Source organism: Clostridium aromativorans (genome assembly GCF_020908015.1).
GTDB lineage: Bacteria > Bacillota > Clostridia > Clostridiales > Clostridiaceae > Clostridium_B > Clostridium_B aromativorans.
This window is the reverse complement of record NZ_JAJJPB010000004.1, coordinates 65,133-84,816: the sequence shown is the minus strand read 5'-3', so window position 1 is coordinate 84,816 and position 19,684 is coordinate 65,133. Positions and strand designations below refer to the sequence as shown.

At 37.7% G+C, this 19,684-nt stretch carries 16 protein-coding genes; 9 read left to right on the top strand and 7 right to left on the bottom strand.

The genetic code is table 11. The features are described from left to right. Positions 1 to 45: 45 nt before the first annotated feature. Together LN736_RS05460 and LN736_RS05455 are read right to left on the bottom strand one after the other, a co-directional pair. Complete coding sequence (locus LN736_RS05460) at positions 46 to 930, bottom strand: DNRLRE domain-containing protein (protein WP_150355571.1); 885 nt, start codon at positions 928 to 930, stop codon at positions 46 to 48. A gap of 78 nt (positions 931 to 1,008) precedes the next feature. Next, a complete protein-coding gene (locus LN736_RS05455; RefSeq protein ID WP_150355570.1) occupies positions 1,009 to 1,308 on the bottom strand; it encodes a hypothetical protein in 300 nt (99 codons plus the stop codon). 260 nt (positions 1,309 to 1,568) lie between these two features. Here LN736_RS05455 and guaD point away from each other — a divergent pair, with 260 nt between their 5' ends. The 6 genes from guaD to arcC all read left to right on the top strand — a co-directional run bounded on the left by guaD (position 1,569) and on the right by arcC (position 10,007). Continuing rightward, entirely contained in the window at positions 1,569 to 2,852 is a 1,284-nt protein-coding gene (guaD, locus tag LN736_RS05450) for a guanine deaminase (protein ID WP_229981156.1), read from the top strand. Between the two features lie 27 nt (positions 2,853 to 2,879). Then, the gene (locus tag LN736_RS05445; RefSeq protein ID WP_179978477.1) at positions 2,880 to 4,298 is read left to right on the top strand and encodes an NCS2 family permease; all 1,419 of its coding nucleotides are present in this window, start codon (positions 2,880 to 2,882) and stop codon (positions 4,296 to 4,298) included. A gap of 81 nt (positions 4,299 to 4,379) precedes the next feature. Beyond that, complete coding sequence (locus tag LN736_RS05440; protein ID WP_229981155.1) at positions 4,380 to 5,909, top strand: methyl-accepting chemotaxis protein; 1,530 nt, start codon at positions 4,380 to 4,382, stop codon at positions 5,907 to 5,909. 123 nt (positions 5,910 to 6,032) lie between these two features. Next, on the top strand, positions 6,033 to 7,649 hold the full coding sequence (locus LN736_RS05435) for an N-acyl-D-amino-acid deacylase family protein (protein ID WP_179978479.1): 1,617 nt from the start codon (positions 6,033 to 6,035) through the stop codon (positions 7,647 to 7,649). A 126-nt stretch (positions 7,650 to 7,775) separates the two neighbouring features. Next, positions 7,776 to 8,996 carry a YgeY family selenium metabolism-linked hydrolase gene (locus tag LN736_RS05430; RefSeq protein WP_179978480.1) on the top strand — a complete coding sequence of 407 codons (1,221 nt, stop codon included), beginning with the start codon at positions 7,776 to 7,778 and terminating at the stop codon, positions 8,994 to 8,996. Positions 8,997 to 9,056: 60 nt separating this feature from the next. Continuing rightward, on the top strand, positions 9,057 to 10,007 hold the full coding sequence (arcC, locus tag LN736_RS05425) for a carbamate kinase (RefSeq protein WP_150355564.1): 951 nt from the start codon (positions 9,057 to 9,059) through the stop codon (positions 10,005 to 10,007). Between the two features lie 72 nt (positions 10,008 to 10,079). On the opposite strand, the gene LN736_RS05420 is transcribed toward arcC, so the two are convergent. Continuing rightward, positions 10,080 to 10,931, bottom strand: coding sequence for an AraC family transcriptional regulator (locus LN736_RS05420; protein WP_150355563.1), 852 nt, complete (start codon positions 10,929 to 10,931; stop codon positions 10,080 to 10,082). A gap of 157 nt (positions 10,932 to 11,088) precedes the next feature. On the opposite strand from LN736_RS05420, the gene LN736_RS05415 reads away from it, so the two are divergent. The 3 genes from LN736_RS05415 (at position 11,089) to LN736_RS05405 (ending at position 14,307) form a co-directional block, all read left to right on the top strand. After that, positions 11,089 to 12,327 (top strand): dicarboxylate/amino acid:cation symporter, encoded by a 1,239-nt coding sequence (locus LN736_RS05415; protein WP_229981154.1) that lies wholly within the window; start codon positions 11,089 to 11,091, stop codon positions 12,325 to 12,327. Positions 12,328 to 12,437: 110 nt separating this feature from the next. Next, positions 12,438 to 13,379, top strand: coding sequence for a hydroxyacid dehydrogenase (locus LN736_RS05410; protein ID WP_229981153.1), 942 nt, complete (start codon positions 12,438 to 12,440; stop codon positions 13,377 to 13,379). Positions 13,380 to 13,470: 91 nt separating this feature from the next. Continuing rightward, positions 13,471 to 14,307 carry an HAD family hydrolase gene (locus LN736_RS05405; RefSeq protein WP_229981152.1) on the top strand — a complete coding sequence of 279 codons (837 nt, stop codon included), beginning with the start codon at positions 13,471 to 13,473 and terminating at the stop codon, positions 14,305 to 14,307. A 47-nt stretch (positions 14,308 to 14,354) separates the two neighbouring features. Here LN736_RS05405 and LN736_RS05400 read toward each other — a convergent pair whose 3' ends face one another. The 4 genes from LN736_RS05400 to LN736_RS05385 form a co-directional block, all read right to left on the bottom strand. Continuing rightward, the gene (locus LN736_RS05400) at positions 14,355 to 15,605 is read right to left on the bottom strand and encodes a SpoVR family protein (protein ID WP_229981151.1); all 1,251 of its coding nucleotides are present in this window, start codon (positions 15,603 to 15,605) and stop codon (positions 14,355 to 14,357) included. Positions 15,606 to 15,625: 20 nt separating this feature from the next. Further along, positions 15,626 to 16,834: a sporulation protein YhbH gene (gene yhbH / locus LN736_RS05395; protein ID WP_150355558.1), complete on the bottom strand. Its 1,209-nt coding sequence runs from the start codon at positions 16,832 to 16,834 to the stop codon at positions 15,626 to 15,628. Between the two features lie 4 nt (positions 16,835 to 16,838). Further along, the gene (locus LN736_RS05390; RefSeq protein WP_150355557.1) at positions 16,839 to 18,761 is read right to left on the bottom strand and encodes a PrkA family serine protein kinase; all 1,923 of its coding nucleotides are present in this window, start codon (positions 18,759 to 18,761) and stop codon (positions 16,839 to 16,841) included. A gap of 411 nt (positions 18,762 to 19,172) precedes the next feature. Beyond that, entirely contained in the window at positions 19,173 to 19,631 is a 459-nt protein-coding gene (locus LN736_RS05385) for an L-2-amino-thiazoline-4-carboxylic acid hydrolase (RefSeq protein ID WP_229981150.1), read from the bottom strand. Positions 19,632 to 19,684 lie beyond the last annotated feature (53 nt).

The window sequence follows — 19,684 nt, the reverse complement described above, 5'->3', positions numbered from 1 at the left end:
AAAAATATTACCATATTTAAAGGCTTAAAATAGCTAATTTATATATTAGATTGAGGTTTGCCGGGAAATGTTGGCGATACCTCTATAAGCACCGTAGATATTGGCACTTGTTACTAAATCACCTGTATTAAGTGCAGGTACTACAGGAATTGAATATGTCTTATTAATATTCAGTGATTCGTCAGTCGAATTAATATATTCATCTGAAACATAATATTTATCAATGGTACCATTACTTCTTGTTATAACTAATTCTATCATTACTACGAATATGGAATGCCGTTCAGTTGCTCCGGTTGCTGTGACTTCGGTTAGGCTGGGATTTGAAGGAACTGGAGAAGTAACAGGGTTATGGCTATTAACTATTTGTACTGATAGATGGAAATCATGATTGCAATGCGGTTTGTCATTTTGTGTGGTATCGTTATGTTTATAAGTGATAGTTATAAAAGGAACTATCTGTTGTTTTGTTGATAATGCCGAGCCAAAACTTGCTACAGAGTTGTTCCATATACTGGAAACCATTATACCCTTGTTTGATGAAGCGTTTTTAATCCATGGAGAAACTATATGAGTTATATCTATAGTAACTGCTGATTTGGATGTCATTGGATAAAACTTAATTCCGTTAAATTTATCTGCTGATGGAATTCTAGAATAAGTAGTGTATAAGCTAAAATGGTCATATATTGGATATATTATAAATTCAATACTTTTATCGTTATGAAAACTATCACATTTAAATAATGTTAATTCAGCTTTGGTTGCTATAATATTATTTGGTAATGAAGAGATATTGAAATAAAGTAAACCATGATACTCAAAATTGCCATCACATCCTACAATTATCCTGTAGTCTTGAATATTTCCATTTGGAATTTTATCAGTTAATGTGAGGCTTTTACTTGCTGGAATCATAAATGTATCCAAGGATATTACCTCCAATCTAAAATGAATATGATAGATGACCAATAACATTTTCATGCCTTGGCCATCTATATTATTATATTATGACTGAACTATTTCAGCTTTTAATGACCCATAACTTGTTAACGTTACAGTTTCGCCTGTTTCTAATTTTGGAACAATTGCAAGGTTAAGAGTGTCATTGACATCTAATGGAGTTGTACCTGCTGAATTGTCATAAACAGTAGCAATAGAGAAGTACTCATGACTTGAGTCAGTCCTAAGAACATCTAATTGAATTGCTTCAACGAAACTAGTTCCTGCGGGTACAGTCCCTGTTACTGTAACTAATTGCCCAGAAGCAGTCTGTGGTGTATCAAAATCTACTGGCAATGCAGCCATATATTATTCACTTCCTTCGTTTTCATTTATTATAGATATAAACTTTTGTCTAATAAATATAGTATTTAGAATTTATGAAATTGTTACTGGGTAAATTTAAATGCAAATATCACAGTCCTATTGACAGAGAGAAAATTCAAAATTATAATAAAAATAGATTAACTAGTTAATAAAAATTTGATTGTTAAACATTTGGTAATTGAAGATCTTTTATTCTAATTTAACTGCCTGAACGTAAAAAGCTCATAGGAGGCGATCTAATGAAAAACGTGTATGCAGTTAAAGGTAATATTATTTTCACCAAAGCCTTTGGTAAATTTGAAGTGCTTGAAAATGGATATATTGTTGTCGAGGGTAAACTTGTTAAAGGTGTTTGTGGACATCTTCCTGAAGAATTCAGCGGAGTGAGGATTGTGGATTATGGGGACTCACTTATAATTCCGGGATTTGTTGATCTCCATCTACATGCATCCCAGTATGGCAATCTGGGACTTGGAATTGACAAGGAGTTGATGCCGTGGCTTGAAACCTATACGTTCCCTGAAGAAGCAAGGTATTCTGATATAGAATATGCGAAAAAAGTGTACTCAGCTTTGATAAGGGAATTATGGAGGTATGGCACTACTAGATGCTGTATCTTTGCAACTATGCATAAGGATTCCACTAAACTCCTTATGGATTTGCTCGCACAATCTGGATTGTCGGCTTACGTGGGAAAGGTGAATATGGATAGAAACTCTCCCGAATATCTGGTGGAAGACACGAAAAATTCAATAGAGGATACAGAAGAAATATTAAAAGAGTATTTAAGCAAATATGAACTTGTAAAACCCATTATTACTCCGAGATTTGTTCCAAGCTGCAGTCCTAAATTGTTAAAGAGTCTGGGGAATTTGGCCAGGGAGTACAGGGTACCGGTGCAGTCTCATCTGTCTGAAAATTGTGATGAAATCAATTTTGTAAGAAAACTGCATCCCGATCATGATAACTATGCAAGCGTATATGAAAGTGCTGGACTTTTTGGAGAGATGCCTACTGTCATGGCCCACTGCATTCTGGTAGATGAAGATGAAATTGAACTGATGAGGAAAAATAACGTATTTGTAGCTCACTGCCCGCTGTCAAACTGCAATTTGTCAAGCGGTATTGCACCCATTAGAAGGCTTGTTTCCAGAGGCATTCCTGTAGGGCTTGGGAGTGACATATCCGCTGGAAATAGTCTTTCCATGATGAATGTAATCGTAAACAGCGGCCAGGTGTCCAACCTGAAATGGCTTCAAAGCAGCAGAGTAGATAAACCTCTTACTACGGCGGAATTGTTCTACATGGCCACTAAGGGAGGGGGAAAATTTTTTGGAAGGGTAGGAAGCTTTGAAAGGGGATATGAATTTGATGCCCTTGTCATTGATGACAGCAATCTATCTATATTCAGATCTTTGTCTTTAGAGGAAAGATTGCAGAAGTTTATCTATACAGGGGATGACAGAAATATAAAAGTGAGATATGTAAGCGGAAGGGAGGTAAAGGAACCAATACTCTATTAATTATAATTTTATTAGGGGGAATTTTATATGGAAACCAAGGTTGAAAAACAATCTTTTCTGGAGTCGTTTTTTAAACTGAAAGAAAACAATACAAATGCTAAGACGGAAATCATTGCGGGAATTACCACCTTTATTACAATGGCCTATATTATATTTGTAAACCCAAGTGTGCTGAGGGTGGCAGGCATGAATTCAGCTGGTGTGGTGGGTGATGCAGCTTCAAAATTTGCTGTAGGCAGTGATCCTATTGTGTCTGCTGTATTTGTGGCAACTTGTCTGGCTGCTGCTATTGGAACTTTTATAATGGGATTCTATGCCAATCTGCCTTTCGCGCAGGCTCCGGGAATGGGGCTCAACGCATTCTTTACTTACACTGTATGTCTTACACTTGGATTTACCTGGCGTCAGGCATTGGCTGCAGTACTTACTTCAGGTATCTTGTTTATAATTATTACTGTTACTTCCATACGAGAAAAGATTGTAGATGCCATACCGGAGAATTTGAAATATGCCATGTCAGCAGGTGTGGGACTCTTTATTGCACTTATCGGACTGAAGAGCGGGGGAATAATAGTTTCAAATAAATCGACCCTCGTTGGTTTTGGAAATTTTGCAGATCCAGGTACTCTCCTTACTATAATAGGGGTTCTGGTAATTGGAGTACTCATGGCTAGAAATGTGAAAGGATCTATTTTACTTGGTATTGTTATAACCACTATTCTGGGTATACCCTTTAAGATCACTTCACTTGCAAATCTGCATGTATTCAGTGCTCCTCCTTCACTGGCCCCTACTTTTGCCTCATTTGACTTTGCAGGCCTTCTGACAAAAGGTGGAACTACTGTAGCCAGTGCAATACTCAGCTTTGTAATGGTTGTAATAACCATCTGCCTTGTGGATCTCTTTGATACCATAGGTACCCTTGTTGGAACTGCTACAAAAGCTGGAATGATAGATGAAAATGGAAAAGTGATCAGGATGAAAAAAGCCCTTATATGTGACGCTGTAGCTACAACTGCAGGTTCATTTCTAGGGACGAGTACTGTGGGAACTTATGTAGAATCCACTGCAGGTGTCACAGAAGGTGGAAGAACTGGACTCACGGCTGTAACAGTAGGTATATTGTTTATACTTTCGCTGTTTTTTTCAGGCCTCGTAGGTGTAGTTCCTGCACAGGCTACGGCACCGGCACTTATTATAGTGGGAGCTCTGATGATGGGTGTAATCAAAAATATAGATTTCAATGATTTTACAGAGGCACTTCCGTGTTTCTTTGCCATTTCACTTATGGCTTTCAGTTATAGTATAGCCAATGGAATTGCAGTTGCCATGATCGTTTATCCTGTGGTAAAAATAGCTACTGGCAGGTATAAGGAGCTTAATCCCATAGTGTATATACTTGGAATATTGTTTGTACTGAGATTTATAATGCTGCCTTTTGAATGATGGCGTGTACGGCAGTTTAGGGGGAATAAGACATAACTTTCCCCGGAAATTATTTTTATTTCTTGGAAAGAAGGAGTCTTGATGGGTAGTATTATAATAATTGTGGTTTCATTTTTAATAGCTTTTATAATTACTACCATTGTTGGAATATCCGGTATTGGCGGCATTTTGCTGTTTGGTGTACTGGATTCGATATTTGTTTTACTTGGAATTTATTTTATGAAAAAAAATAATTCAAACAATGATGGCAGTGAGCATGTTACAGTGAATTCTGAACGTTATATGGAAGACAATGAGATAAAAGATTATTTTAAAAATATTTTATATAATTCTGTAAAACTGAATAATACCTTGCAGAACATCAAGGCATCTGCTGAAGAATGTGGAAAAGCAGCGGAACAGGTTGCTCAAAATACCCAGAGTATTGTTGACCAAAATGGCTCTCAGATGGATGTGGCTGATGAGACAACTGATAAATTCAAGAAAATTGGAGAGATGGTTATAAGCTCATCCTCATTTGTAAAAAAGACAAATGAAACAGTACAGCACTCCAGGGAAATTTCCAAAGAGGTTGGTGAGTCCGTAAAAGATGTGGTCAATACTATGGACAAGATAAAAAGTACTTCTTATGATACCCGGGGCAAAATGAAAATGTTAGATGATAGATCCAAAAAAATAGGAGATATTGTAGTCTTTATCACAAATATAGCTAAACAGACAAATCTGCTTGCATTGAATGCTACTATTGAAGCGGCCCGGGCAGGTGAACACGGGAAGGGGTTTGCAGTAGTGGCAGATGAAGTTCGTAAATTGGCGGAGCAGTCAAATGATGCAGCTTCTCAAATAAACGGCATCATTGGAGAGATCAAAAAAGACATAAAATCTTCCTCAGGTTCTGTTTTTCAGGTTACGAATTATGTTGCAGAAGGTGCCGATGTCATAGGTAATATGAAAAAATCATTAGATGAAATGTTCCAGGCTTTTGAGATAAATGCAGAAAATATACAGCATATTCAAAGTATAATTCAACAGATAGATAAAAACTGTGAGGCGGTGCTTTCTATTACGGAGAGAAATCAGGAGATGGTACATAAAACTGCCTCTGACACAGAGCAAATTTCTGCGGCTTCACAGGAGCAAAACGCCTCTATAGAAGAAATAAACAGCAGTATTCAGGTAATAACCCAACTTTCGGAAAAGACCAAACAGTATGTTGCTTCTGCAGTAATGGATAAACTTATGTATAAAAAGACACTTCAGCTAAAAGAAAAATATAATGAGCTGAATGAGAAAAATGTTGATACCATGGACAAACTGGCAGGGGAGCTTGGAGTGGATGAGATCGATGTATGCAGCAGTGACGGAGTGATATGTTTTTCCAATATAGAAAGTGCGCTGGATCTTAATTTATATGAATTGATACTTGAGAATAAAAAACAGGATATCAGAAAATATTTATTTGAGGATAAAAATAAATATTATGTTACTCCCCTGGAAATGAGTGCCCAGACTAAAAAGTTATTTAAATTTATGATTGTTCCGGATTATGAGAGGAGGCTCCTCTATCAGGTAGCACTGTCCTATGATTCCCTGTTCAAGTTACTGGATTGATTTTTTTGATTTAGCCCGAGAATCATTTCACGATCAATAGCCATTATTGACACAGAATGTGTGGAAAATTATAATGAAAATAGATTAACTGGTTAGTAAAAATCGTGAAAAGAGGTAATAGGGATGCTGAATATTCTCATAAAAAATGGACTTGTTGTAGATGGAACGGGCAATGATGCCTATAATGCGGATATAGGAATTTTAGATGACAAAATAGTGGAAATATCAGAAAATATACATGATTCTGCAGATAAAATTATCGATGCCTCTGGACTCATAGTGGCTCCGGGCTTTATTGATGTCCACAGTCACAATGATCTGGTGACTTTTATGAGTGAGAAAATTCGAGGCTTGAAACTGATGCAGGGAGTTACCACGGAACTTGTAGGACAGTGCGGTCTGGGAGTTGTACCCTGTGTACACGGGAAAGACCGTGGGTGGAAAAGTTATATCAAGGGAGTGGTGGGAGATCCCGATTTGAAATGGAGCTTTCATGATGTCGATGAATATATGGATAAGATTTCTTCCAGGGGCTTGAAAAACAACTATGGTATGCTTATTTCACAGGGTGCCGTAAGAGTAAATACCGTCGGATTCAGCAGTAAAATACCTGATACCGGTGAACTTCAGCAGATGTGTGATATAGTAGAGGATGCTATGAAGAAAGGTGCCTTTGGAATGTCTCTTGGACTGCAGTATGTGCCTGGTATTTTCAGCCGCGAAGATGAGTTGATTGCCCTGTGCAGGGTTGTAGAAAAGTATGATGGAATTGTCATGGTTCATGTCAGAAACCACGATAATACCATGAAGAATGCTTTGAGGGAAATTATAGACATAGCATTGAGATCAGGGGTAAGGCTTCAGGTTTCTCATATGAGATCTTATGCATCCAAAGAGCTTGGATGCAGTGCAGGGTCGCTCATTGAAATTGTAGAAAAAGCAGTTAAAGCAGGAGTAAATATTACTTTTGACGAACATCTTTACCTTTCGGGGAGCACCTTGATGACCCAGCTTCTGCCGCCCTGGATTACGGAAAAGGGAAAAGACAGGCTCATTGACATGTTAAAGGATGAGAAATGTCTGGATAGAGTAAAAAGTGAAATTGAGGATACTTCCGTCAGCTATGCAGGCTGGGATAATTACAGCGCAGTAGCAGGCTGGGATGGAATACTCATTACCTCGGTGAAAAAACCTGGGAACCTGAAATATATAGGAAAAACTGTAGGGGAAATTTCCAGAGATTTAAATGTTCATCCGGTGGACTTTATAGCAGAGCTTATTATTGAAGAAAATGCAGGAGTTGGGATAGTGACTTTAAATATATTTTCAGAAGAGGATACCCTTGAACTTATAAAACATCCTCTTCAGATGGTGGGATCCGACAGCATACCTGCAGGAGTGCCCCATCCCCGTCTATATGGGAATTATCCCCTCTTCATAGGCAAATTTATAAGGGATAAGAAGGTCCTGAGTCTTGAGCAGGGGATATATAAATGTACCCTTTTTCCGGCAGTGACCCTGGGATTGAAGGACAGGGGGAAGCTTGCCGAGGGGAAAACAGCTGATATAACTGTGTTTGATTTTGATGAAATTGAGGGATATGAGGATTATAACAATTCCAGGAAAGAGCCTGCGGGCATAAAATATGTTGTACTGAATGGCAAAGTTGCTGTAGAAAATGGAAACTTATGCAAAAGGGATTATGGTCGGGTTATCAGACATTGTAAATGTTTTATTTAAATATTGACAAAGTAAAGATGATATTATAATATTAGATTAACTAGTTAATTTATTAAAATAATTCTTAACTGAAACCTGTAAAGGCTGAGGTTGGAAAATATAATAGATGGATGGGGGAGATTTAATATGGCTTTAAATGTAAATAGTGAAAAAATATTAAAGCTGGCAGAAAAATATAAACCTGAAATATCCAGGTTCTTGAGGGACATGGCTGCAATTCCAAGTGAGAGCTGTGGAGAGAAAAAGGTGATACTCAGAATAAAAGAGGAAATGGAAAAAGTAGGATTTGACAAGGTGGAAATAGATCCTATGGGAAATGTCCTTGGATATATAGGACATGGGAAACACATTATTGCTATGGATGCCCATATAGATACGGTTGGAATAGGGGACAGAAATCTTTGGGACTACGATCCCTATGAGGGATATGAAGACGACAAGATCATAGTTGGAAGAGGTGTGTCTGACCAGGAAGGTGGAATGGCCTCCATGGTTTATGCAGGGAAAATAATTAAAGAACTGGGACTGGAAGATGACTATACCCTTATAGTAACAGGTACTGTTCAGGAGGAAGATTGTGATGGGCTTTGCTGGCAGTATATAATCAATGAGGACAAGGTAAAACCTGAATTTGTCGTACTTACAGAACCTTCTTCAACTAATATATACAGGGGTCACAGGGGAAGAATGGAGATAAAAGTTACTACCCACGGTGTAAGCTGTCATGGTTCCGCACCGGAAAGAGGAGACAATGCAATATTCAAAATGGCTCCTATATTGAATGAATTGAAGGATTTAAATGAAAGGCTTATAGATGATCCATTCCTTGGAAAGGGAACTTTGACTGTATCTGAAATCTTCTTCTCCTCACCTTCAAGATGTGCTGTGGCAGATGGATGTACAATTTCCATAGATAGAAGGCTTACCAACGGTGAAACCTGGAAATATGCAATTGAACAAATCAAGGAGCTGCCCTCTGTTAAAGCTGCAAAAGCTGATGTAGAAATGTACACTTACGAAAGACCTTCCTATACGGGGCTTAAATACCCAACTGAATGTTTCTTCCCGACCTGGGTGCTGCCGGAAGATCACAAGGTATGTCAGAATGCGGTGAACTGCTACAGGGATTTATTTAAAAGCGAACCAAAAGTAGACAAGTGGACGTTTTCTACAAATGGAGTTTCAATAATGGGAAGGTATAATATACCGTGTATTGGATTTGGACCTGGTCACGAAGATCAAGCCCATGCACCAAATGAAAAGACATGGAAGGATGAACTGGTAAAATGTGCTGCCATGTATGCACTTATCCCGGTAACTTATGTGAATAAATTTGCTGATAAATAGAATTATAACTTGTAGGACACATATTAATTTAAATATAAAATTTGTGGAGGAATATGTATAATGGGATTTTGTAAATTGGTTATAGCATTAGGGGGAAATGCACTTCAGGAAGCCGGGGCTCCTGCCACAGCTGAGGCACAACTGGAAGTGGTAAAAAAAACTTGTGAATATATTGCAGATATAAGCTGCAAGGGATATGAAATTGCAATAGTCCATGGGAATGGTCCCCAGGTTGGAAGAATTCTCATGGCTTCCAAAGCTGCGGAAAATATCACACCGCCTATGCCCTTTGATGTATGTGGCTCCATGAGTCAGGGTTATATAGGATATCATATACAGCAGTCCCTGAGAAGGGCACTTGATAAGAGAAACAAGAAAGTACCTGTAGTGACTCTTATAACTCAGGCAGTAGTTGATAAGGATGATCCTGCCTTTAAAAATCCCACTAAGCCTATAGGAGCCTTTTATACCAAAGAGGAAGCTGACAAGCTTAAGACTGAAAAGGGATATGTGATGAAAGACGACTCTGGAAGAGGATGGAGAAGGGTCGTAGCTTCACCGGTTCCGAAGAGGATAGTAGAACTTCCTGCCGTCAAGGTGCTGTGGGATTCAACCATATGTGTGGCGGCTGGCGGGGGCGGTATTCCTGTAGTTGAACAAGAGGATGGCTCTTTAAAGGGTGTGGCAGCTGTTATAGATAAGGATCTGGCAGCTGAAAGATTAGCAGAAGATATGAATGCTGACATACTCATGATATTGACAGAGGTTGAAAAGGCAGCAATTAATTTTAATAAACCCAATCAGGTTGATCTGGGTCATATTACAGTGGCAGAGGCTGAAAAATATATGGGAGAAGGTCATTTTGCAGCAGGATCCATGTTGCCTAAAATAGAGGCTGCTGTTATGTTTGCAAAAGCCAATCCCTCTCATAAGGCGATAATCACTTCACTGTACAAGGCAGTAGATGCCCTGGAAGATAAAACAGGTACCATCATCACTTTAAATAAATAATGCCTATGCAGTCCATAATTATTCAATGGTGTTTTCATGAGACAAAGAAGATCCTTTGTCTCATGAAATTTTTTAGCCTTTATAATATTCTCTGGGAGAGAGGCCGAATACTTTTTTAAATGCCCTTAGAAAATTTGAGTAATCATTGAAGCCCGATTCCAGGCAGGCGTCTGTTATACTCATGCCTTTTTTTATCAACAGGTTGGACATAATAAGTCTTTTCTGAAGTATATAATTGTGTATTGTATACCCTGTCTGTTCCTTAAATTTGTGCATTAGATAATATTTGCTCATGTAGAATCTAGAGGAAATATAATCTATGGACAGATTCCCATTTAAGTTTTTATTTATATAATTTAAGATATTGCCTATATTTTCGTCATATTTTATATCGGGTAATTCCATTGGTTTTTTTTGACCTAAGAACAATCTGTTTACGTATACCATGAACTGTATGAAAAAGCATTCTACAAGCAATTTATAGCCAAATTCTCTGTGTTTTAAAGATGATTCCATGTTAAAAAGCAATTTTTTTATGTTACCGAGGTGTGCATTTTCTAGCCTGAGCAGGTTGAAACGCTGCTTCGATGCCATTTCAAAACAACTTGACAGATTGCATTTGTCATTGTGTCTTGCCAGAAAATTCGGGTTGATCCAGAAAATTATCCTCTCGTAAATTTTATTTGGATCTATTACGGCCTTGTGTATGTCGTTGCTGTTTATAAGAAGTATATCCCAGGGTTTTAATTTGTAGGAATTGCCCTCAATTAAATAGGTGGTATCACCGGACAGAAAGATCACTATCTTGCTGAATTCATGATAATGAAATTCAAAATCAATGGATTCTCTATTCTTTAGATGAAATATTTCAAAATCATTGTTGAGATAACCTTTTTTTATTTTTAGAATTTTATTTTCACACATTTACTCTTTCCCCTCAGTTACTATAATTATAGGTTAAAGCATTTTTTGCAATGTTTCAAGCATTTTTAGCACTAAAAACCGCAAAAAATTAGGATATAATAAAATATAGGTGAATTTTGTTTTCACGATATAAACGAAATTGTGGAGGTATTAGTTGATGAAGTCGTTTTTGAAAAATTACAAATTTTCTGCTCTATTGCTTGGTTCAATAATTTTAGGTGCAGTGGTAGGCATTTTGGCTGGACCTAAAGCTGTGGTATTAAAACCTTTTGGGGACTTATTTTTAAATCTGATGTTCATGATAATAATACCGCTGGTGTTTTTCAGCGTTACTTCTGCCATAGCCAATATGAAGGGAATGAAAAGACTTGGGAAGATCATGGCCAGTACGTTTTTTATTTTCCTTTGTACAGCTCTTATAGCTTCCGTAATAGGGTTCATAGGCGCACTTATTGTAAATCCAGCTAAAGGTATAGATTATAATACTTTGAAGAAGATCGTATCTACTGGCGGAGATGCAGCACAGCAGGTTAAGCAGGGAGGGATATTGGAACAGCTTGTGAATACTGTTACTGTCTCGGATTTTGCTTCATTGCTTTCCAAGAGCAATATGCTCCAGCTCATTGTATTTTCAGTACTTTTTGGAATTTCCACGGCTTTATTGGGGGAAAAGGCGGAACCTGTAACAAAGTTTTTGACGGCAGCTTCAGAAGTCACTATGAAAATGGTAAAAATAGTGATGTATTATGCTCCCATAGGTCTTGGATGTTATTTTGCTGCAGTAATAGGCTCTCTTGGCTCTCAAATACTTCAAGGCTATCTGCGGGTTTTCATCCTCTATGTGGTTCTGGCCGTAGTCTATTATTTTGGATTCTTTACCATATATGCTTTTATGTCCGGTGGAAAAAAGGCAATCAATATATTCTGGAAAAACGTGATAACACCTACTATAACTGCTCTGGCTACCTGCTCCAGTGCGGCAACTATTCCGGTTAATTTGGAATTCACAAAAAAAATGGGGGTACCTGATGATGTAGCGGAAACTGTAATTCCAATGGGCGCCAATATACACAAAGATGGATCTGCCATTGGAGGTGTCATGAAGATAACCTTTTTGTTCGCACTTTTTGGAAAAAGCATGACCAGTCCTTCAGCTGTATTGTCCATAATTTTTGTGGCATTTCTGGTAGGAGCTGTAATGGCGGCTATTCCAAGCGGCGGTATGATTGGTGAAATGCTCATTTTAAGTGTATATAGCTTTCCTCCAGAATTGCTTCCCATAATTGCAGTTATAAGTGTTATAATAGATGCACCGGCTACTGTATTGAATTCTGCGGGGAATACAGTATCAAGTATGATGATATCCAGGCTCGTAGAGGGAAAAAAGTGGCTTTGATTCAATGCACATTGTGCACTGTAATTGTAAATTGTGAATTGTAAATTGTGAATTGTGAATTGTAAATTGTAAATTGTAAATTGTGAATTGTCTAAGGGGGTGATACTAATATGGGTTATAAGGTTTTGCTGACTGAAAATATAGGCAGTGAAGGCAAAGAATATCTTAAAAAGTGCGGCTATGATATAAAGATAGCTTCTAGTGTAAGAGAGGATGTGCTTGCAAGGGAGGTCAGGGACTGTGATGCAGTGCTGGTCCGCATGGCTTCTATTACAGAAAATATCATAAATTCTGCACCTAAATTGAAGGTCATATCAAAATTTGGAGTTGGTGTGGACAATATAGATATTGAAGCTGCAGCTAAAAGGGGGATACAGATCACCAACTCCCCTGAGTCAAATAGAAATTCAGTGGCGGAGTATACTCTTGGGCTTATTCTGGCACTGGCTAAAAAGTTTTTTGTATATGACAGGGAATTGAGAGATGGAAATTTTGGTATAAGAAAGACTCTCGGCTGGGATCTTGAAGGAAAAGTTCTTGGAATCATAGGTATAGGCAGTATAGGGAAACTTGTCGCTTCCAAGGCATCTAAAGGATTTGGGATGAATGTCATAGGCTTTAGACGGCACATTGATTCTGTGAAGATGGAAGATGTTGAACTTACGGATAATTTGGATTATGTTCTTAAAAATTCTGATTTTGTAAGCTTGAATGTACCTTTGAGTGATTCTACCAGAAATATTATAGGAGAGAGGGAATTCTCACTTATGAAGCCGGGAGCTTTTCTCATAAATACAGCCAGGGGTGAAGTGGTTGATGAAGGTGCCCTGATGGATGCTCTGGTGAATAAAAAAATTGCAGGAGCTGCTGTTGATGTGTTTACCGGGGAAATTCCATCACAGGATAACCTGCTTTTTAAACTTGACAATGTTATTGTGACTCCACATACTGCAGCTCATACTGAAGAAGCTGTGAAGAGAATGTCCCTTCATTCTGCCCTTGGCATACATCAGGTTTTGAGTGGTAAAAAACCATCCTGGCCTGTAAAGTAGCCTATTAACATTAATTGTGAACTGTACATTGTAAATTGTGAACTGTACATTGTAAATTGTAAACTGTGTATTGTCTAAAAGGAGGAGAACCTTGAATCTATATATATCGGATCTAGATGGAACACTGCTGACTTCAGAGCAGGTTATAAGTAAAAGCTCAGCTGCAATTATAAATGATCTTATAGCGTCAGGGATGAAATTTACCGTTGCTACAGCCAGATCCTATGAGGCTTCAAAAAATATATTGAAACCCTTGAATTTGAATTTGCCTGTGATTTTGAACAATGGAGTATTTATATATGATCCTGTTTCAGGTAGAAATATTGTGGGGAATTATCTGGATAAAACCTCTGTGAAATTTATTTTGGAATACTATGAATCTAAGGGCATACACCCTTTTATATCAGCAGTGGATTTAGAGGGAAGTAAAAAATTATTTTACAGGGGAATATTTAACAGCGGCCAGAAAATATATGTGGATTCCAGAAGGGCACAGAAAGATAAAAGACTTACCCTGGTGGATGGGCCTTTATCTCTTGTGAATTACAGGGTGATAAATATTTTTGCCATAGAAAAAAAGGGATGTCTTGACAATACCTATGAATTGTTTAAAAATAACCTGGATGTAAGCTGTCACTATACTGAAGAGATATATTCCAGAGGTTTTTTCTGGCTGGAGGCTACGAATCCACAGGGCAATAAAAGATGGGCAGCTGAATTTTTAAAGAAATATCTGGAAATGGATAAAATGATTTGTTTTGGGGACAATTTAAATGATGAACCTCTTTTTAGAATTGCAGATGAAAAGTATGCGGTAAAAAATGCATATGAGAAGTTGAAAAATCTAGCCACAGGTATTATAGATTCAAATAATGATGACGGTGTGGCTAAATTTCTTCAAAAACGCGGCTTTTTACTGAAAAAGTGATAGATTGCGATTGGCACAATCTATCACTTTTAAGCTTACATTTTGGATCACTTTACATTGGTGTAGGAAATTTTTTTATCCTCTTCACAGCAGACCTTTGTTTTATTTTCATATATGACAGTATTTAATTCTACAGGATGTTTCCAAAGATCATAGATGTGTTTCAAAGTTGCCTCCATGTAAGTTGAATTTAATTCTCTTCCTTCATAAATATGCTTTAATACAAGAGCACCGTCTTTTTTTGATATATCATCTACCACAATGCTGGGAATCATGTTGACACCGCAGTTGCTGCACAGGGTGCTTCTGATCTGAGTCCAACCGCTTTCATCAGAAATTTCCTTTACAACATAGTCGTCACCTTTCTTTATATATTCAAATAAATTCATCTCACTGCATAATTCCTCCGTTAAATATCTCCTGATAAAGGATTCATCTCGTTCAAGAGCTCTTACTTCAAATATTTTATCCTTTCCGTACCTTTTTTCCAGATCCTCAAACATCTTGAAACCAAGGTAATATGGGTTTATTGTTCCCATAAGGGGCGAAATCACGTCATTGTGTCTTTTAATGAATTCAAGATGAAGGGAAGGCGGAAGTTTAAGATAATTTAAAATTTTATAGTGCCAGTAACTTGCCCACCCCTCGTTCATGATTTTCGTTTCAATCTGTGGTATGAAATAGGCAGTCTCTCTTCTAACTATATTTAGAATATTTTTTTGCCATTCTTCCAGCTTGCCCTTCTCTATGATAAAAGCTATGAGATCCTCTTTGGATTCTTCATCTGATTTTCCCATGCCGATGGTTCTGTTTATCTGGAATCTTATGGAATGAGCTGCATTTAAAACTTTTTCCACTTCTTCATACCCTATACTTGGATCATTTACATACTCCCTTATTATATCTGCATTGTTTTTAAAAAATTCAATAGTGTAAGATGCCCTGGTTCCTTCTTTAAACAATCTGTTATTCTTAAAAAAATCATTGTGCCCGTATACGTGGGCCATGGTCAGAATCTGCAGCAGCAGGGTATTGTCCTTCATCAAGTAGGCGAGGCAGGGATCTGAATTTATCACCATTTCATAGGGAAGACCCGAGATGTTGTACTTGTAAAGTGAATCCGCCTTGTCATAGGATTTTCCAAAACTCCAGTGAGGATATCGGGAAGGCATACCTGAATATGCCTCATACCCTATCATATCCTTGTAATCCACAATTTCAAATTCCTGGGGATAAAAATCAAGCCCTAGCTTTTTGGCAGCATTTTCTATAATATCGCACCAATTTTTTAAATCCATATTTGTATATTCCAGGGAAATCACCTTCTTTCCAGATCTTTTTGTAGAATTTCTTTTAGGGATTTCCATAAATCCTGTTTTTTGTTGATGGTGACAACAGTAAAATTACTGTTGTTGATTCCATTTTTAAAAATTTCTTTTATATTGCCGCCGTAAGAACTGGGCATGATTTCAGCATAGCTGAAAAGATTACATATTTTACACAGCTCCTCACCGCATTTTAATGCTCTCGCATTGTCTTCACTCCAATTGTCACCGTCACTTACATAGAATGTATAGACATTCCAGTAGGCAGGATTGTAGTTTTCCTCGATTGTCTCCAGGGCTTTCTGCAGTCCGCTCGATATATAAGTCCCTCCAGATTCCACCTTGTGGAAAAATTCACTTTCCGTAACTACTTTAGCTGTAGTGGAATGAGCAATGAACTTTACTTCCACGTTGTTGTATTTCATCTTTATGAACTGATATAAAATGAAGAAAAAAGATCTTGCCAGAAATTTTCTCGTACTGTCCATGGAACCCGAGGTATCCATCACACAGATGACGGCGGCGTTTAATTCGCGTTTTGGTTTTTCCTTCACCCTGAAATATCTTAGATCGTCCTGTCTGAAGTGAAATTTTGACTTCCTCTCTTTATATTCCTGTATTTTGGTATCCGGAAGTTGTTCCTCCGCTTCTTTGAGGTCCCTTTTTATATTCTGCTGTCTTTTAAGCTTTTCGATGACGGTTCTTTTCTTAGCAAGCCTTGGATTTATACCATTTTTCTGGTAGCCAGTCTTTTTAAGCGAATGTTTTGACAGCAGATCCGAGTATTTTTTCTTGTCCATTAAAGGAAGCTCCAGATCTTCCAGAAGATAATTTATGAGATCCTCTATGGTTATTTCTGTCTCGTAGATATCTTCCCCTTCTTCATTTCCGGCTCCTGTGTTTCCGGCACCGGAGCCTTTTTTACCGGAAGCTTTTCCAACTTTGTCTCCTCTTTTCTGGGAGCCGTTGCCGCTTCCAACACCCTGCTGGCTGTTGTCTCCATATATAAATTGGTATTCTTTAATGCCCTTTATGGGGATTTTCACTTTTTTGTTTCCGCTCTGACCTATAATACTTTCTTCCGATATTATATCCGCCAGGTTGTCTTTAATTGATTTCTCTACAAGCTGTCTGTGACGTCTTCTATCTTCTAAGGATCTATCATGATGTCCGCCGGTATCGAATTCTCTGAAAATAGCCATAATATCAATCCTTCCACAAATTGTTTGCGGCATATTTCAAAATTACGTCGCAGCAGTGATCGCAGTATCCGTTTGCTTTCATTTCCTCCACCATTGAGTTGTATTTTTCATCCTGATCCTTGTCCCTTACTTTGGATTTGGTTATAATTCTTGACAGTTCTTTTACAGATACAGTGAGCTTTTTCTCAATAGCTTCTTTAAGGGGCTCATAGGAGGTGTAGTCGATTTTGCCGCCGTTTCTTATAACGTAGAACATATATGAGGTAACATCTGTTCTAAACCCCTTTGCAGAACTTTCAGGAATGCCTATGTGTTCCTCTATGGATCTCATAAACACCTCGTCTGGTTCAAGCTCTTCACCTGTAGAGCGATCCTTGATTTTGTTCCTGTTTACATAGGCTTCAGCATGATCCAGGTAATTGTCGAAAAGACTTTCTGCCTGTTCCTTGAAGCTGTGTATAAATGCCTTGGTCACTTCCTTTTCAAGTATCTTGTTGTATTCTTTTCTGATAGAATCCTTTAAAAATGTCAAATATCTTTTTTTATCGTCCTCGGCTATATCCAGCTCCTTTACCGATTTTATCAGGCTCTCCATTACGCTCAGCGGGTTTATGCAGTTGTATTCGGAATTGGAAAGTGCATCATCCAGAGCCTTGATGATAAATCTTGTGGAAATTCCAGTCATGCCCTCTCTCATGCCTGCTTCTTCCTTTAATTCCGCAAAGTCGATTTTTTTAGTGCTTCCCTTTTCAACTATATCCTCCCCATTGTAGATCTTTAATTTTGTCACAGGATCCACCTTGTTGGAAGGAGAAAGCCTTGAGAGAATTGCGAACATAGCTGCAGTTTCAATAGTATGGGGAGCTATATGGGCGTTGAACTGGCTCTTGCCGAGTATTTTCTTATATATCTTGACTTCTTCATTTAATTCCATACAATAGGGTACTTCAATTTTTACTATTCTATCGAGTATTGCTTCGTTGGTATGGTCGGACTTAAACTTGTTCCACTCCGATTCATTTGAATGAGCTAGAATAATTCCATCGAAATAAATCATTGATCCTTTTCCCGGAGATGGAACAGATTTTTCCTGAGTGGCCGTAATAATTGTGTGGAGGTATTCCACATCATTTTTAAAAACTTCTATAAATTCTACAAGCCCCCTGTTTCCCACATTAAATGCACCGTTTAATGAAAATATTCTTGGATCATCTTCAGGGTACATATCCATCTTTGATATATCGATAGAACCCGTGAGGACTGACGTATCCTGGTTATTTGGATCAACTGGAGGTACTACTCCAATGCCCTTTCTCGACCGAATGGAAAAATCACTGGTTACCACGGGAAATCTCTCATATTCTCCCTTGTATTCGTGTTTTAGCCTGTATTTGCATACGGGGCACAGGTCCCCCTCAATTTCCACACCCAGCATTTTTTCAAAATCAGGTTTTAGATGGTTTGGTATCAGGTGAAGCGGTTCCTCCCTCATAGGGCAGCCCTTTAGAGAATAAATAGGTTCTGAAGTTTCCAGTGCCTTTTTAATTGATTCCACCAGAGAGGATTTGCCTGCTCCCACGGGACCTACCAGATAAAGCACCTGTCTTGATTCTTCACCTTTCATTGCTGCAGAGTGGAAGTAATTTACAAGTTTCATTATTACCTTGTCAATTCCAAAAAAATCATCTTTGAAAAAATTGTATTTTCTGATTGGTTCATTGCCATATAGTTTTTTGATTCTTGGATTTTTCTCAGGTTTCAATACCTCATAGCCTTTGCTTATTATTATGTCGTACATTCTCCTGTGTGCCAATTTTACTATATGGGGGTTGTCTTTTACGATTTGCAGATATTCGAGAAAAGTACCTTCAAACTCATGCTTTTGTCGAACTTCTCTATCTCTTTCAATTATTTCCTTAAAATTCATAGTTATCTCTCCTTTAACTTATATTTAAATACTTACGCAGGATGAATTATTATTATGTATAATAGTTGAAAATGCTGCGACTTAGAGGGATAAATTAATATGTACTAAATTTTAAGTAATACTCAGAAAAATATATCCGAAATTTTAAGAAGATATTTTGAAGAGCAGTTGAGGTTTCAGCATTAGTAGAGGGTATCAGTATATGATAAGACTGTTTTGATTTTGGTTATTGAAATTTATTATATTGTCTTAATTCAATTTTGTCAATACACAGTATATTGTGAATTCAGGTTAAAGATGTAAAATATGGTTTGAAAACTCGGCTGTCAAAATATGGGCCAGGTTTCCAAACTATAATGTTGCTGCCTTTATGAGATCTTATGATAAAGTGTTTTCAAATGTTCAAAAATTTTAATGTTTTTTATCCCCGACTAAAAATCTACAGCAATTATCTCCTTTGGTTTTGCACAGGGGTCTTTCAAAGCCTATTCCGAATTTATCGTACATTATACTGTCTATTTCACAATACAGTGCTCCTATGTCTTCTGCGCCCAGCTGATGCCACATGTCATACATGGGGCAGTAGGTTATATCACAGGGATTGTCAGGATCACTTTCCCAGGAAATAGAAGGCATATCCTTTACCCTGGCATAAGTTTCCGGACTTATTTCAAGACCCTTTTCATGGACTTCTTCCAGCATGCTCTCTATTCTTGCTTCACCAAATTTTCTTATGGCGGATCTGACAGCTTCTTTTCCCTTCTCCTCGCCTAATCTGTCTATCATTTCCTTAGCCATGAAATAATGGAGCTCAGCCATAAGTTTTGCCATTCTACCAACTGGTTCATCAGTACTTTTTATTTTACCCATGTTTTTACCTTCCTCTCTCCAGTTATATTGATAAAGTAAAATTTATCCGAATC